The 15,024-nt window shown below is 42.4% G+C and carries 16 protein-coding genes and 1 pseudogene; all 17 read left to right on the top strand.

Translation table 11 applies throughout. The features are described 5' to 3' along the window. Nucleotides 1–229: 229 nt before the first annotated feature. The 17 genes and pseudogenes from GPK83_RS02655 (at nt 230) to GPK83_RS02735 (ending at nt 14,381) form a co-directional block, all read left to right on the top strand. On the top strand, nt 230–1,966 hold the full coding sequence (locus GPK83_RS02655; protein WP_252196211.1) for a transposase: 1,737 nt from the start codon (nt 230–232) through the stop codon (nt 1,964–1,966). Next, complete coding sequence (locus tag GPK83_RS02660; protein ID WP_117566934.1) at nt 1,944–2,156, top strand: hypothetical protein; 213 nt, start codon at nt 1,944–1,946, stop codon at nt 2,154–2,156. The genes GPK83_RS02655 and GPK83_RS02660 overlap by 23 nt, the downstream gene beginning before the upstream one ends. Nucleotides 2,157–2,247: 91 nt before the next feature. After that, complete coding sequence (lexA, locus tag GPK83_RS02665) at nt 2,248–2,850, top strand: transcriptional repressor LexA (protein WP_215703942.1); 603 nt, start codon at nt 2,248–2,250, stop codon at nt 2,848–2,850. A gap of 215 nt (nt 2,851–3,065) precedes the next feature. Next, entirely contained in the window at nt 3,066–3,245 is a 180-nt protein-coding gene (locus GPK83_RS02670; RefSeq protein ID WP_215703943.1) for a hypothetical protein, read from the top strand. A gap of 185 nt (nt 3,246–3,430) precedes the next feature. Beyond that, a complete protein-coding gene (locus GPK83_RS02675; RefSeq protein WP_215703944.1) occupies nt 3,431–4,252 on the top strand; it encodes a helix-turn-helix transcriptional regulator in 822 nt (273 codons plus the stop codon). 26 nt (nt 4,253–4,278) lie between these two features. Next, nucleotides 4,279–4,461, top strand: a complete 183-nt coding sequence (locus GPK83_RS02680; RefSeq protein WP_215703945.1) for a hypothetical protein — start codon at nt 4,279–4,281, stop codon at nt 4,459–4,461. A gap of 309 nt (nt 4,462–4,770) precedes the next feature. After that, nucleotides 4,771–5,388, top strand: coding sequence for a sigma-70 family RNA polymerase sigma factor (locus GPK83_RS02685; RefSeq protein WP_215703946.1), 618 nt, complete (start codon nt 4,771–4,773; stop codon nt 5,386–5,388). A 748-nt stretch (nt 5,389–6,136) separates the two neighbouring features. Beyond that, on the top strand, nt 6,137–7,552 hold the full coding sequence (locus GPK83_RS02690; protein ID WP_215703947.1) for a sugar transferase: 1,416 nt from the start codon (nt 6,137–6,139) through the stop codon (nt 7,550–7,552). A gap of 21 nt (nt 7,553–7,573) precedes the next feature. Further along, nucleotides 7,574–8,965 carry a hypothetical protein gene (locus tag GPK83_RS02695; RefSeq protein WP_015552314.1) on the top strand — a complete coding sequence of 464 codons (1,392 nt, stop codon included), beginning with the start codon at nt 7,574–7,576 and terminating at the stop codon, nt 8,963–8,965. A 109-nt stretch (nt 8,966–9,074) separates the two neighbouring features. After that, nucleotides 9,075–10,913: a glutamine--fructose-6-phosphate transaminase (isomerizing) gene (gene glmS / locus GPK83_RS02700; RefSeq protein WP_215703948.1), complete on the top strand. Its 1,839-nt coding sequence runs from the start codon at nt 9,075–9,077 to the stop codon at nt 10,911–10,913. Between the two features lie 51 nt (nt 10,914–10,964). Next, on the top strand, nt 10,965–12,014 hold the full coding sequence (locus tag GPK83_RS02705; protein WP_215703949.1) for an acyltransferase family protein: 1,050 nt from the start codon (nt 10,965–10,967) through the stop codon (nt 12,012–12,014). Between the two features lie 24 nt (nt 12,015–12,038). Then, entirely contained in the window at nt 12,039–12,341 is a 303-nt protein-coding gene (locus GPK83_RS02710) for an acyltransferase family protein (RefSeq protein ID WP_215703950.1), read from the top strand. Continuing rightward, entirely contained in the window at nt 12,320–13,051 is a 732-nt protein-coding gene (locus tag GPK83_RS02715) for a hypothetical protein (RefSeq protein ID WP_215703951.1), read from the top strand. Before GPK83_RS02710 ends, GPK83_RS02715 begins: the two co-directional genes overlap by 22 nt. A 57-nt stretch (nt 13,052–13,108) precedes the next feature. After that, nucleotides 13,109–13,444 (top strand): annotated as a pseudogene (locus tag GPK83_RS02720) (NAD(P)-binding protein); the annotation flags it as partial. A 161-nt stretch (nt 13,445–13,605) separates the two neighbouring features. Beyond that, on the top strand, nt 13,606–13,878 hold the full coding sequence (locus GPK83_RS02725) for a hypothetical protein (RefSeq protein ID WP_015552319.1): 273 nt from the start codon (nt 13,606–13,608) through the stop codon (nt 13,876–13,878). Next, nucleotides 13,871–14,092, top strand: a complete 222-nt coding sequence (locus GPK83_RS02730) for a hypothetical protein (protein WP_015552320.1) — start codon at nt 13,871–13,873, stop codon at nt 14,090–14,092. Before GPK83_RS02725 ends, GPK83_RS02730 begins: the two co-directional genes overlap by 8 nt. 1 nt (nt 14,093) lies before the next feature. Further along, nucleotides 14,094–14,381 carry a DUF4160 domain-containing protein gene (locus GPK83_RS02735; RefSeq protein WP_015552321.1) on the top strand — a complete coding sequence of 96 codons (288 nt, stop codon included), beginning with the start codon at nt 14,094–14,096 and terminating at the stop codon, nt 14,379–14,381. The last annotated feature ends 643 nt before the right edge of the window (nt 14,382–15,024 follow it).

A 15,024-nucleotide genomic window follows, 5' to 3' on the forward strand; every position in this document is an offset into this window, starting at 1 on the left:
ACAACCTCTGCATTGCATTAAACAGTATTTTCGGTGAAACCTGCGAACTTGGAAAAATCAAAGAACTGATATTCTAAAAATGTGAACTCTGCATTTGAGTTCCACTAAAACCGATAATTCAAGGTGTTACGTCATAAAAAGCAAGCAAATATGCGATGCTTGAGACTTGTATTTTCTGTATGGATATGCTATATTTAGTGTAACAGTTACACTAAATATAGGAGGAGTCATGTACCTCAATACTACAGTCAAAATTCCCGAAATAAAGGGTAAAATCATTACAAAGAAAAAGGGAACTACAACCTACATTCTGTATCAATACGGCAGTGAATATCGCCCAGAAAAACAATACTCCGTACCGCTAAGAACTATCGTCGGAAAGATATCCTCTTCTGATTCAACGCTTATGATTCCGAATGAAAAGTTTCAAAGCTATTTTCCAGATGTAAAACTACCAGAAGAGCTACCATTGGCATATCGGAGCTGTTGCCTTAAGATTGGCTCATGCATCATCATTCAGAAAATACTGAATGAATATAAGCTTATTCCGATGTTAAAAAAACGCTTTGGCAGTGACACTGGATTGATTCTGGATCTTGTTTCTTACCTGATCATAGAAGAGGAAAACGCGGGACAATACTATCCGGATTTTGCTTTTACCCATCCTCTTTTGACAGATAAAATGACGATATACAGTGATTCTAAGGTCAGCCGGCTCCTTAACACAATCTCGAAAGATCAGTGTATTGGCTTCCTGGATGATTGGAATGCCAAGCGCGATCATAAGAGCAGAGTTTATGTTTCTTATGATTTCACGAACAAGAACAGTGAAGCAGGAGACATTGACATTGTCGAGTTTGGAAAAGCCAAGGATGATAAAGGATTTCCAGTATTCAATCTATCAATCGCCATGGATAGAACAAACCGGATTCCACTCTTTTATGAAGAGTATCCGGGTTCTGTTACAGATGTATCCCAGTTCACCTTTATGGTTGATAAGGTCCTGGAGTACGGATATAAGCAGATAGGCTTTATCCTTGACCGCGGTTATTTCAGCAAAGAAAATATCCGTTACATTGATGAAAATGGATATTCATTCATCATCATGTGCAAAGGCTGCAAAACACTGGCATCTTCTCTTGTGCTTGAAAACCGAGGAACATTTGAAGCAAAGCGGGAAGCCGCAATTCGTGCTTACAAGGTGTATGGCATCACAACGACAGCCAGGCTTTATGAAGATGATACTGCAGAAAGATATTTTCACATTTATTACAATCCATCGAAGCAGGCCGCTGAAAGGGAACGCCTGGAACAGCGAATTGAGAAGCTGCGGCAGTTCATGGACAGACACGTCGGAAAAGATGAAAAGTTTGGTAAAACTTATCAGGAGTACTTTCATCTGCATTACAGCAAACAGGGGATTTTTCTGGGTGCTGATGAACGAACCGATGTGATTGAGCGAGAGTTGCAGCTGTGCGGATACTTTTGCATCATTACTTCTGAGAAAATGACAGCCTCTCAGGCTCTGATCCAGTATAAAGGGCGGGATATTTCGGAAAAGCTTTTTCAATCTGATAAGACATTTATTGGTTCCAAAAGCGAACGCGTTCAGTCATCGCAAAGCATGTCATCTAAAATTTTTATAGAATTTGTGGCATTAATTGTCCGTAACCGGATTTATAATCTTCTCAAAGAACAAATGATCCGGATGGAAACAAAACAAAAGTATATGACTGTTCCAGCCGCAATCCGTGAGCTTGAAAAGATTGAAATGGTTCGCCGTAATGGCAGAAACTATAAATTAGATCATGCAGTTACCAGAACTCAAAAGTTAATTCTAAACTCTTTTGGCCTTGATGAAACAGACATCCAAAAGAGAGCAGAGGAATATGGTAAGCTTCTGAATATCAGCCAGTCATACATAAGCAAGGAGGCACAGGATAATGGCGAGGAAGAAGACGATTGAGGCAATTGAAACCGAAATATCCAAAGTGAAATCTGGTATGTCCAAGCTGCAAGACCGATATGATAAACTATCAGAAAAGCTTGAGGAACTGCAGGAACAGAAACGCCGAATGGAAGCTGACGCCATCATGGAAGCCTATCTGAAAAGCGGTAAAAATTTTGATGAGATTATGACGTTTTTGAGTCCATGATGGCGTTTAGTGTAACTTTTTTGCAGAGTTCACATTATTATTTTACTTGTAAATGCAACACTTGTTGTAAATAGAAATAAGGTGGTGTATAATGAGAAGTCGTAACCAGATAATGATGAGACAGATGGAAGAGTTTGTTGACGATTATTATATGACACATCACACAACTCCCAAGTTACAGGAAATAGCCGATAATTTTCGTACAGTCAAGAGTACAGTTCCCCGTTACCTGACGGAGATGGCCGAGAGGGGGATGATTGAGTACAAGGACGGAGTGGTTTCTACATCTAAGACCAGGAAGTTTGATACAGAGGTCATGAATATTGGTATTGTGGGTTCTGTATCCTGCGGTATTCCGATGTTGCAGGAGGAATATGTAGAAGAGTATGTGACACTTCCGGCTTCCTTATTTGGCAAGGGTGAATTCTATATCGTCCGGGCGAATGGCAATTCCATGATTGGTGCCGGAATTGATGATGGAGACCTGGTGCTGATCCGCAAGCAGCAAGAGGCAAACGAAGGTCAGATTGTTGTAGCTCTTGTAAAAAATGAAAATACCTTGAAACGCTTCTTTATAGATAAGAAACGTGGTTGTGTTCGTCTCCACCCGGAGAATCCTGAAATGAAAGATATTTTGGTAAAGAGCTGTCAGATTCAGGGAGTGGCAGTTCATGTGATTAAGTCATTGCAGTAAAATTGAAATTTCCAGGAAGGTCTATAGTGGTAATAGGTTCGGAATGGACGGATTGATGAAAGCTCAGTTTGAATTTTGATATAGGAACAGACAGCGTAAGATTAGCCGAGGATCCGCTTTCACGCTACGGAACAGTCTGTTGCCTGCTCATCAACGGTTTTTATTTTCCCTTATCCGTATGAGTAAGAAAGATGATTACTTAGGAGGATTGTTTAATGAGAGATACCGTATTAGTTGAAATCAACGAAGAAGAGAGAATGCAGAGGGACGCAGACTTACGGCTTACGTCAATGATGCGCCAGATTACGGGACATGGTAATGATGCGATGGTGAAACGTCGGAAGGACGGGACGCTTGTTGCATACGAAAATAAAATGAATAAGATATCCGGTTGATAAGTGGATCAGTCGAAGGACTAAGCGGAGTTCATAGCTTGCAGCACATTGCTGTGGGTGGTGGCTCCGCTTTTTTGCTTTATTTTAAAAATACGCAACATTGTGCAACATGCTATTGACAGTATAGCATAAGCATGATAAAATTTTATTATGCAACAGCACGCAACACATGGAGGGTATGTAAGGTGGATATTGATAATGAAAATAAATCGTTACAAGTAAATCTATATCAGGAGCGTTATCTATTTAAGATACACGATACGAATTTGGATGATTTGTCTGAATGTGTAAAACAGGCATTGGGAAGCAAAAGCATAAGACAATTTGCATCAGAAATTGGAACAACTCCATCTACCATTTCTCGTATATTGAATAAAAAGATACTGGAACCATCGGAAGAATTGATTATTAAAATCGGTCTTAATGCGGATGCAGATTCCGGAGTGACGGTAGAAAAATTGCTCGCTATCTGCGGAAGGGGAACCAGAGCTGCGATGATGCGTGACGCAGGATCAAGATTTGAGAAAGAAGCCGCTGAAGCAATCAGCCAGTATTTAAGAGATAAAGGATATACGGCAAAACTGTCTAAAGAAGTAAGAACACAAAACAGGTTGCGATATGACTTTGTGATTGAAACAGATGCTCTCTCCGGCGAACCATGTTTGTGGGCTTTTGATGTAAAACTTATCTTACCAATGAGTCCGCTGGGGCCATCTGGTTCAGGAAGAACCAGAAGATTGCTGGATTCGATATTTGCCAACTTTTATGTGGAACAGAATGAATATGACCGAGTTTCGGTTGTAGTGAATCACAGAGAGATATTTAAGCAATTAAAAAATCGGCTATGTAATTTATCTATCAGGGACAGCTTTTCGATTGTTTTAGTTGCAGGTTCAAGCGTTGTCGATGAATTTGTAGTTACAAACAGTGTGAACAACACGGTTGTATTGAAAAATGACAGGAAAGAGAGGTTATGCGATGGGGACAATGGTTCGGAAAATCAATAGACGGATTATTTTGGGAGGATTGCAATATGCAGGAGGATGCGGTATTAATGGTCTTTAGTGACAAGGAAAAAGTTCTCAGAAAAGAGGACTTAGAGATTTTTTCAACGATTCGTAAAATCACAGCGAAAGGAAATGATGTGGTGGTGAAGCGTCGGAAAGATGGATCACTTGTTGCATATGAAATTAAAATGAATAAGATAACCGGCTAATAAGTGGGTTAGCCGAAGGACTGAACGGAGTCATGACTTACAGCTTTTTTTGCTGTGGGTTTTGGCTCCGTTTTTTGTCGTCAAATCAGAAAAACGGTATATCTGGTTAATTTGTAAAAAATTCAAAAACTGAATGCAATTTACCTGCGTTTCCACCGGCTTTCTTTGGGATATGTGAAAGGGAAGCACAGGGACAAAAAAGAGCTCTTGCTCTCGTTCAAAAAAAACGGGTGAGTCAAGGGCTGATTTGTGTTGCAAAAGAGATGGTTTGACCACCCGTAAGCCAAAAAAGGCAGAAAGGTGGTCAAAATGTTGACATTCAGAGAATTAAAAGAACTTTTAGATGAGGCACCGGAGATGGACAGAGTACCGTCCATGAGAGAACTTATGAGAACCGGTACGGTATTTATGGAACGTCCGGTTGTGAATGGAGTCGTGACGGTCTTTACCAACGGTCTGGCATTGTTTGAAGAATTTGACAGACATACGGTATTCCCGGTACATTCCTGTGGTGCATACGTTTATGGTGGCTCCATTACGGCTGTGATTCCGGAAGCTGATTTTGATGATGCAGACTGGCCGGTACGTCTGGTACTGGAAGGGGAAGACAGGATTGAGCATTCCCGTGAGAATTGTGATTCTGACAGGGGAAATATTTCCCACAGTGGAATGGAGGACAGCAAAATGATGGCCGATCATAAGGATCCTCTGGAAGCAATTTTACAGGAAGAGAGACGTCAGCAGGCTCATGAATGTCTGAAACTTACCACTGAAAAACAGCAACAGGCCATTCGTGCCTATTATGAAGCAGATGAGAATATGGCGAAAGCAGCAGAGCTTCTTGGCATTAAAAGACAGACCTGTGACCAGCATGTGCGTTCAGGGATTGAGCGTATCCGTAGGAAATGCAGGAAGGAGGATTTCTAAAATTCATGAATGGATTGGTGAATCTTTCGGATATAAAGCTTGAGGAAGGCTTGAAAGGGAAAGAAAGACTTCAGGCTTTTCTTATACAGATAAAGGATCCCTATCACTATCAGGATAGTGAGTGGGAAGTGACGAACCGTTTTACCGAGACAGCTTCGTTGGAGAGCTGCCTGGTTCATTATGAACTCACGACTTTCAAACATCCATTTTCCTGCTTCGGAGCCACACGCAAATGCTGTTGTATAAGCCCTATTAAGAATCGGACGTAACAGTTTATCAATTTTTTGATGCTCGCAAGTTGTGTTATGACTATGTGCTAAGATATTTCTACATATCTTTCGAATTTATCGAGGGACCGAATGAATATATGCTGCTGGATACTGGATTTTTGCTATATTCCGCAACGAAAATGGAAGGGCTAAAAATTACAAAAATTGAGCGGTAGGAAAACGATGAAGTGGAAATTTATATTTGGGACGAGGGAGATAAGCTGTAACCTTGCGGAGTCAGTACACAAAGAGTGCGGAAGAAGCGAAAAAAGATCATAAAATCGTGGAAAGAAAATAAAAGGTAATATTTTATCCGCAATTTTTGACGGATTTCCTTTTATTAAAGAGAAATCTATGGTAGAATATTTGGGCATGTATTGACATTTTACGATGGAATCATGCAGAAATTCATAGAAAAGTAAGGTGTTAGGACAGATTCTATGTTATAATAAATAAGATAGAAGCTGGGAGAGAGTATTATGTACGAAAATAAGAAAACATTCGAGAGTATTCTCGTACTGATCGTTGACTTGTGCAGCCTGATTGTCAGTATGGGAATTGCCTTCTGGATCCGTTATGGGATCTTTTATGGAAGGTTTGAGCATGGAGATCAGATCTGGCTGCTTTTATTCGCGATAGCCCTATATGGTCTGATCTTTGTGCTGATGGATTTCAGCCATCATTTTTTCCGGAGAGGAATGTTCGATGAGTTTGTAAATGTTGTGAAGTCGGAGCTGATCTTTTCGGCAGTCCTGATTCTGGCGCTGTTTGTGATGCACCGTTCTGCGGATCTCTCACGTCTCGTTTTAGGTTATCAGATCGTGATCAATACAGTCGTGATGTATGCGGCGAGAGTGATCTTTAAGCAGTATATGGTAAAGGTCTACCGGAACAGCCGCCACAGTAACCGTCTTCTTGTTGTCACTTCATCAGATCAGGCCGGGGATGTGATTGAGAATCTTAAGGAGTATAATGAATGGAACCGGACGATCGCAGGTCTGGTACTTACGGACGAGGCGAAGGTGGAAGAAATTGGCGAGATCCCAGTGGTAGCGCACCGCGAGGACTTCTTAAATTTTGTGATCCGGAACGATGTGGACGAGATATTTATCATCGATGACAAGCTGATGCGCACTCCGCTTATGAACGAATGGGTCCGTGAGCTGGAACAGATGGGAATCATTGTAGATGTAAATATTGATGCGTTTGATCTTTCGGTTTCCGGAAAGAAGTCATTAAACCGTGTCGGAAAGTACGCGGCGGTTACATTTGCGAGAAATCTCTTTTCGACGAGACAGATGATCGCAAAAAGGGCGCTCGATATTGTTGGCAGCCTGGTCGGTATGGTGATCCTTGGAATTGCTACGATCTTTGTCGCACCGGCAATCAAGCTAGATTCCCCGGGACCAGTGTTCTTTGGACAGACCCGCGTCGGAAAGAACGGACGTAAGTTTACGTTCTATAAGTTTCGCTCTATGTATAAGGATGCGGAGGCAAGAAAAAAAGAGCTGATGGCATCAAATGAAGTAAAGGGCCTGATGTTTAAGATGGAAGATGATCCGCGGATCACGAAGGTCGGAAAGTTTATCCGGAAGACGAGTATTGACGAGTTGCCCCAGTTCTGGAATGTGCTTCGGGGGGATATGAGTCTTGTCGGAACGAGACCGCCGACCGTTGATGAGTTTGAGCATTATGAGGCGAAGCACAAGTGCCGTCTCAGCATGACGCCGGGACTTACCGGTCTCTGGCAGATCAGCGGACGAAGTGATATCAAGGACTTCGATGAGGTTGTCCGCCTGGACATGCAGTACATAGACAACTGGTCGATCTTAAAGGATATTAAGATTCTGATCTTAACGGTCAAGGTTGTATTGACAGGGCGCGGATCGAGATAAAAAATTAAAAGGAGAAGGAAGATGGACTACAATACAGATGAGCAGGAGATCGATTTAAAAGATTTGATGTTTGCGGTATTCCATAAATGGAGACCGTTGATCCTTGTAGCGGTGATCTGTGGGTTGCTGTTGGGTGGTATCAAGGGCATAATGACTTATAAAAAACAGAGTGATCCGAAAGTGCGAAAAGAGGCAGATTTGACCTATTCAGCAGATCTGGAGCTCTACGAGAAGAATAAAGATACTTATACGCGGGAGATTGAAAACCTGCGGACAGATATCGAGAACCAGCAAGAGTATCTCGATCATTCGATCTGGATCAATATGAGCCCGTATGATGTATGCGAGGCAAGAGTAGATCTCTATGTATCCACAGGATATGAGATCATGCCAGGAATGGCATATCAGAACCGTGATTATACGGATACGATCCTTCAGGCATATCAGTCAATGCTGACGAGCAGTGCAGTGATGGAGGATGTCGCGAAGCAGGTCGGAACGGAGCCAAGATATCTTCAGGAGCTTGTTACGGTGACGATCGGTACCATAGGGGTAGATAAAAATCAGTTCAGCCGCCTTCTTACAATTAATGTCAATCATACAAGCAAAGAAAAAGCAAAGACTGTTCTTGATGCATTTCTTGCACATGTAGCTGATATGCAGGCACAGATCACAGCAAGCATTGGAGAACATACTGTTTCTACCGTCAATGAGGGAATAAGCTCAAAAGTAGATCTTGACCTTGCGGATCTCCAGAGGCAGCAGTCCCAGAAACTTACAGATTTAAACGACAGTCTCCAGACAAAACAGAAAGATCTCGATGAATTGGAAGAGCCGGAAAAAGAGGATTCTTCCAAGGTGGCTGCTTTAAAGAGTGCCATAAAATTTGGTCTGGTCGGTGGTTTCGGCGGGGCGTTTATAGTTGCGTTTGTTGTTTGTATTGTGTTCCTTATGGGAGATAAGGTTTACTCCGCAAAAGAGCTGAAGGAACGTTACAAAGTAAAAATTCTTGGAAAACTCTCCTCAGGGAAAAAAGTCGGCATTGTCGATGCGTGGTTAAACCGACTGGAAGGACGTACTTGCAATGCCGATGAGACAGCAGAGTATCGTTTGATTGCAGCGAATGTAAAGAACTATGCAGGAGATATGAAAAAACTCTTAATTACCGGAAGTGCACCGGCAGATACTTTAATGCGCGTCGCAGAAGCATTAAAGTCGGAACTTGGAGAGATTCAGACAGTAGTTGGAAATTGTATGCTTGAAGATGTCGAGACAGTGAGAGAGCTTCCTTTGTGTGATGGGGTGATTCTTGTGGAGCAGTGTGAGACATCGAAATACAGTGCTATTGAGACGGAGATTGAGAAGATCCATGACTTAAAAAAAAGTGTTGTTGGATGTGTGGTAATTGAATAAAATGCAGAAATAGTTGTATGTAGTGGCAGGGACTGGATTTTTTAAATCAAGTCCCTGCAGCTGTATAAAGGACAAAGTAATTAATTGAATCTGAAGGAGAAATAAATATATGTGTGGAATTGTTGGATTTACTGGACATAGACAGGCGGCTCCGGTACTGCTGGATGGTCTCGCAAAGCTGGAGTATCGCGGATATGATTCGGCAGGACTTGCAGTGCGTAACGGTGAAAATGAGGTGGAGATCGTAAAGGCGAAAGGACGTCTGCGCGTCCTTGCGGAAAAGACGAATGATGGAACCGCGATGCACGGAACATGTGGAATCGGGCATACCCGCTGGGCAACTCACGGGGAACCGAGTGAGCTGAACGCGCATCCGCACTGCAGCGATGACCGGAATGTAGTTGGTGTCCATAATGGAATTATCGAGAATTATCAGGAACTCCGGGAAAAGCTGCAGCACAAGGGATATAACTTCTATTCTGATACGGATACAGAAGTTGCAATCAAGCTGATCGATTATTACTATAAGAAGTATGAGCATACGCCGGTGGACGCGATCAACCATGCAATGGTGAGGATCCGCGGTTCTTACGCACTGGCTATCATGTTCAGGGACTATCCGGAAGAGATCTATGCGGCGAGAAAGGACAGCCCGATGATCATCGGTGTTGCGGACGGCGAATCTTTTGTCGCGTCGGATGTTCCGGCGATCTTAAAGTATACGAGAAATGTTTATTATATTGGAAATATGGAACTCTGCCGTCTGCAGAAGGGGAATGTGACGTTCTACAATCTGGACGGCGATGAGATCGAGAAAGATCTGGTGGAGATCCAGTGGGATGCGGAAGCTGCGGAGAAGGCAGGCTTTGAGCATTTTATGATGAAGGAGATCCATGAGCAGCCGAAAGCGGTCCGTGATACAGTAAATTCGGTTGTCCGGGATGGTAAGATCGATCTTGGTGGAGTAGGAATCACGGAGGAAGAGATCCAGAAATTGCAGCAGATCTATATTGTTGCCTGTGGTTCCGCGTATCATGTTGGTGTTGCGGCCCAGTATGTGATCGAGGAGCTGGCGCAGATCCCGGTCCGCGTGGAGCTTGCGTCGGAGTTCCGTTACCGGAGAATGCTGTTTGCGCCGAATTCTCTTGTGATCATCGTAAGCCAGTCCGGGGAGACGGCGGACAGCCTTGCGGCGCTCCGGGAGGCGAAGGCCCATGGGATTAAGACGTTAGCGATCGTCAATGTAGTCGGATCCACGATCGCCCGGGAAGCGGACCATGTTTTCTACACGCTTGCGGGACCGGAGATCGCGGTCGCGACGACGAAGGCATACAGCACACAGCTGATCGCGTCCTATATTTTATCCATCGAATTTGCCCGTGTCCGCGGAATGATCGATGAGGACAGGGCGGCGGAGCTGATCGCGGAGCTTCAGACGATCCCGGATAAGATCGAGAAGCTTCTCGAGGATAAGGAGCGGATCCAGTGGTTCGCGGCGAAGCAGATGAACGCACAGAATATGTTCTTTATCGGCCGTGGAATCGACTATGCGGTGAGCCTGGAAGGCAGTCTTAAGATGAAGGAGATCAGCTATATCCACTCTGAGGCCTATGCGGCCGGTGAGCTGAAGCATGGAACGATCAGCCTGATCGAGCCGGGAACGCTGGTGATCGGTGTTTTGACACAGCAGGATCTCTATGAGAAGACTGTCAGCAACATGGTCGAGTGCAAGAGCCGTGGGGCGTATCTGATGGCACTCACGACGTATGGAAATTACAGCATCGAGGATTGCGCGGAGTTTGTGATCTATATCCCGAAGACGGATCCGCTGTTTGCGGCGAGTCTTGCGGTGATCCCGCTGCAGCTTATGGGATATTATGTATCGGTGGCGAAAGGGTTGGATGTGGATAAGCCGAGAAATTTGGCGAAGAGTGTGACGGTGGAGTAAGTCTTGTTAAATCGGTAGATAGTATCATATTTCAGAGGAGATATATTTGAGATGAATGCGGGTAAAGAGAAAAATAGAGTACAATATTTTGATATAGCCAGAGGAATTGCAATGATTTGCATTATATTGGGGCATCTGAACAACTCGCTCATCAACCGTGTTGTGTTTACATTCCATGTGCCTATTTTTTTCTTTATCACGGGCTATTTCATGAATTCAAAGTGTGGAATCAAAGATTATGCAAGAAACAAACTTAGAACATTAATTGTTCCATATATTGTGACTTGTATTGTGATCATTATACTTGGAACCTTAAAAGGTTTTATTCAGGGTGATGCAATCTCAGAGTTAGGAAGATGGAGTTATGCGGCTGTTTATGGAGCGGGAGATTCTTATAATGAACCATTTTATATACCGGGAATTGGAGCAATATGGTTTTTGTGGGCTACTTTCTGGGGCTGTATATTTTTGAGGCTGTCATTACAATTTGAAAGGCATGTCAGACTGGGAGTTATCATTGGCTTATTTATTTTTGGATATTTTTCAAGACAGATATTCTGGTTCCCATTGAGTATACAGGCCGGTGCGTGTGCTGTACTCTTTATGTATATTGGATATATTGCACGGAATGTGAAAGATAATATTGGAAAATTATCAGCAGAAGCAAAGACTTTTGGATTGTTTTTTACAGCTGTTGTATGGTTCTTTTTTATGAAAGACTTTCAATCGTTCTGGCTGGTGCATTGTGATATTGGACGTGGAATTGTTGATGTTTTTGGGAGTATGTGTGCGTGTGTTATAGTTATATATATTTCGAAAATGATAGAGATTAAGTTTAGGATAGCAGGGAAATTTCTTGCTTTTTTTGGAAGATATAGTTTATTGGTATTATGTGTTCATATAATTGAACTTGATCTGTTCCCGTGGTGGATGATTACAGGGAGATTTGAGCGAATGGGGATATCTGAAAGCGGCCAGCTGTGGTTTGTTATTGCAGGGAAGCTTGTGGCAGATCTGGGCTTTGCTTATATTATTTCCAGAGTACCGATAGTTAGAAAAGTGATTGGTTATGAATCTCGATCTGTCGGAATAGAAGGCTGACTACAACATAGAAGAGGTAGATGGATGAGCGATAAAAAGGCAAGAATACAATATTGGGATATGGCAAAGGGATTTACTATTTTGCTGGTGATCATCGGGCATATATCAAATGTAAATCCATATTTGAGAGCAATCATATTTTCGTTTCATATGCCATTTTATTTTATGGCAAATGGTTATTTTGTCAGGGATTATTCTGTTGGAAATACGATCAGAAAGGTAGCGAAAAGCCTGCTTATTCCGTATTTTATTGTATGTATGATATCCACTGTCTGGTATACGGTGGAGGGCTGGCAGCGGACCGGATGGATAATCTGGTACATATAAAAGATAAATTAATAGCTATGGTCCTGGGGATGAGCAGAAGCTCTACAATATTGAGGGATATTCATTCGGTTTGGCTTGTATGGTTTGTAATTTGCCTTTTTGCTGCGAGAATTCTTTATGTTGTTGTGATGAAACAGATTGCAGAACTTAAATTGCCGGTTCAGCTGCTGATAATCTTCTTTATTTCGATGGTCGGAATTGTTATCGGAAAGAAATACGCATATCTTCCATGGAGCCTTGATGTTGCACTGGTGTCTTTTCCGTTTTTAATGGCTGGGGATTATCTGGCGAAGTATGAGCTGTTTAAAAATAAATTTAATATTACGATGCTGGTTGCTGGGTTCATGTGGATCATACCGCTCGGAATGAAGCTGCATATCGAATTGGCAACGCGGTCTTATCCTATGGGACCGGTATGTGTTCTTGAAGCGATTGGCGGGAGTGTATGTGTCGCAGGATTCTTTTGCTTTTTAGAGAAAAAAGGAATTACGAGTTCTGCACTGTCCTGGTTGGGAAGGAATTCTATGGTTGTATTGGCGGTGCATTGTCTGGAGATGATGTATTTTGATTGGGATAGGTATATGTTTAGTGTGTTGCCGGTGGCAGATATGTGGTGGATGGCTGCTGGGGTGAAGGTTGTTGGGATTGTTGTTGTTGCATGGATTGTTGTGGTGGTGAGAGATATGGTTAAGAGAAAGAACAACACATGAGGATTACAATACGAAGGCTGTATATAAAATAAGTTGTTTTTTAAGGAGAGATAAGCGATGTACGATTATTTAGTAGTAGGTGCAGGACTGTACGGTGCGGTATTTGCTCATGAGGCAAAGAAAAAAGGAAAGAAGGTTCTGGTGATCGATAAGAGACCGAATATCGCTGGAAACGTGTATACAGAGGACATGGAGGGCATCCATATACATAAGTATGGCGCACATATTTTCCATACCAATAACCGCAGAGTCTGGGAGTATGTGAACCAGTTTGCAGAGTTCAATCGTTTTACAAATTCTCCGGTTGCGAATTACCATGGGGAGCTGTATTCGCTGCCGTTTAACATGTACACGTTTAATAAAATGTGGGGAGTTGTTACTCCGGAAGAGGCCCACTGCTTTCAGCTCCTGAAAAAGCAATGGTCAAAGCTTGACTACACAGCGATATTGACGTATGCTGAATGTGGAAGACAATACCATAGTTGATATCAAAGAGTGGAAACAATAAATGGAACCTATAAAATGGTTTCGGAACTTTTGAAGGAGGAATTGGCATGAGTGGCGTAGCAACTCTTAGCAATGAGAAAAACTATACCGTGTTCCAGTTCGGAAACCATGTGATCCGGTTCATTGCTCCGTATTCGTTGGAACGATATACAGCAGTGAAAGAGTGGGACAATGGATATCTTGTTGTTATGGCAAAGTATAAGCACAACGAGAAACCGGAAGAAGAATATATTGATTTAGTTCCGATTCTCCAGAATTTGTATTTCGATGTCGATAAGTTCTTAAATCCAATCAAAAGCGTGGAGGTGGCAAATGGTTGATGTGAAGCAGGTTGCAGATGCGGCAGATATGATTGTAAATGGTTATGCGTTTACCCGTTGCGCTGAGGGATTCCGTGTTTTGAATTTGAATCGTCCTGATCGGGCCGTAGTGTTTTCAAGTGATGGTAAGGTTTTGGAGACCAGCATGGATGATATTGAGGTTCGGATCGCGAGAGACTATCTGGAAAAGAACCGGAAGTTTATGGAGGACTAAGATGCCGAAGTATTACGAATACAAAATTGCAGGGTATTATCTTTACTTCACATCTTACTGCGTTATTGAGTGTATGCATGTGCACGCCAGTGACCGTAAACTGACGGAAACTGGCTCTGCAAAGTTCTTTGTGAAAGATAACGGTGACACCCTGGTACAGAATCGTGGAATTCTGAATGATAGAGAAATTCGAAAAATCCAGGAGTTCATCAAACAGAACTATCAGGAAATGTACCTGAAATGGTCAGAATACAGTCAGGAAGGATTCTACGAGAAAAATATTTGCTAACTGTATTCTGCTGAGACCGGCGGACTGACAACAATAAACTAAGACTTTCCATTTTAGATCTGGAAAGTCTTAGTTTATATATGGAGAGACTTCTTATTGGCGGAAAGGTAAAGCGGAATTTGAAATGCTTAAAGAATTTAATGCAGCAGGAATGAAAATTGAGATGGTTCAATTGCAGAGTATCTGTTGTCGATTCTGATTCGTATGATCCGAAAGTGTTTTAGATATAATGTTGTGGAAGGAACTCAGGCAGGCGCAACTGCATATAGCATCACCGTAACTGACAAGGTGAATAACTTGAAAACGTACCTGTATGTCGAGTATCTTTTGACGGAATTACCTGAAAAAGTTTCCAAGAAAAAGGATAGCACGTTTTTCTGGGTGATTTTATGTCGTGGTCACTTAAAACGCCGACGTCTTGTCGTAAGATAAAATAGAACAGTTAAGGACGTCTAGGAGAGGTGGCTGGTTTTAGTGGCTGGTGTACGTTTTACCATTTATGTATTTTGTACTTTTATTATCATAAATTTTTGTTGTGGATATTCAGAAATGTGTATGGGCAACACGAAAAACGCATGAGTAAATAAATTGTGAACATGCCCCTTTTCTGGTAAAATTAAAAGAAAAGGGGCGTTGGTATATG

Origin of the sequence: Clostridium sp. MCC328, from assembly GCF_018785465.1 — a bacterium.
Classification (GTDB): Bacteria; Bacillota; Clostridia; order Lachnospirales; family Lachnospiraceae; genus Pilosibacter; species Pilosibacter fragilis.

Bases quoted from the DNA above. Each gene is read 5' to 3' on its own strand.
- GPK83_RS02680 (WP_215703945.1), top strand. From the start codon at position 4,279: ATGCAGGAGGATGCGGTATTAATGGTCTTTAGTGACAAGGAAAAAGTT.
- glmS (WP_215703948.1), top strand. From the start codon at position 9,075: ATGTGTGGAATTGTTGGATTTACTGGACATAGACAGGCGGCTCCGGTA.
- GPK83_RS02710 (WP_215703950.1), top strand. From the start codon at position 12,039: ATGAGCGATAAAAAGGCAAGAATACAATATTGGGATATGGCAAAGGGA.
- GPK83_RS02735 (WP_015552321.1), top strand. From the start codon at position 14,094: ATGCCGAAGTATTACGAATACAAAATTGCAGGGTATTATCTTTACTTC.
- lexA (WP_215703942.1), top strand. From the start codon at position 2,248: ATGAGAAGTCGTAACCAGATAATGATGAGACAGATGGAAGAGTTTGTT.
- GPK83_RS02660 (WP_117566934.1), top strand. From the start codon at position 1,944: ATGGCGAGGAAGAAGACGATTGAGGCAATTGAAACCGAAATATCCAAA.
- GPK83_RS02690 (WP_215703947.1), top strand. From the start codon at position 6,137: ATGTACGAAAATAAGAAAACATTCGAGAGTATTCTCGTACTGATCGTT.
- GPK83_RS02705 (WP_215703949.1), top strand. From the start codon at position 10,965: ATGAATGCGGGTAAAGAGAAAAATAGAGTACAATATTTTGATATAGCC.
- GPK83_RS02695 (WP_015552314.1), top strand. From the start codon at position 7,574: ATGGACTACAATACAGATGAGCAGGAGATCGATTTAAAAGATTTGATG.
- GPK83_RS02655 (WP_252196211.1), top strand. From the start codon at position 230: ATGTACCTCAATACTACAGTCAAAATTCCCGAAATAAAGGGTAAAATC.
- GPK83_RS02670 (WP_215703943.1), top strand. From the start codon at position 3,066: ATGAGAGATACCGTATTAGTTGAAATCAACGAAGAAGAGAGAATGCAG.
- GPK83_RS02730 (WP_015552320.1), top strand. From the start codon at position 13,871: ATGGTTGATGTGAAGCAGGTTGCAGATGCGGCAGATATGATTGTAAAT.
- GPK83_RS02725 (WP_015552319.1), top strand. From the start codon at position 13,606: ATGAGTGGCGTAGCAACTCTTAGCAATGAGAAAAACTATACCGTGTTC.
- GPK83_RS02715 (WP_215703951.1), top strand. From the start codon at position 12,320: ATGGATAATCTGGTACATATAAAAGATAAATTAATAGCTATGGTCCTG.
- GPK83_RS02685 (WP_215703946.1), top strand. From the start codon at position 4,771: ATGTTGACATTCAGAGAATTAAAAGAACTTTTAGATGAGGCACCGGAG.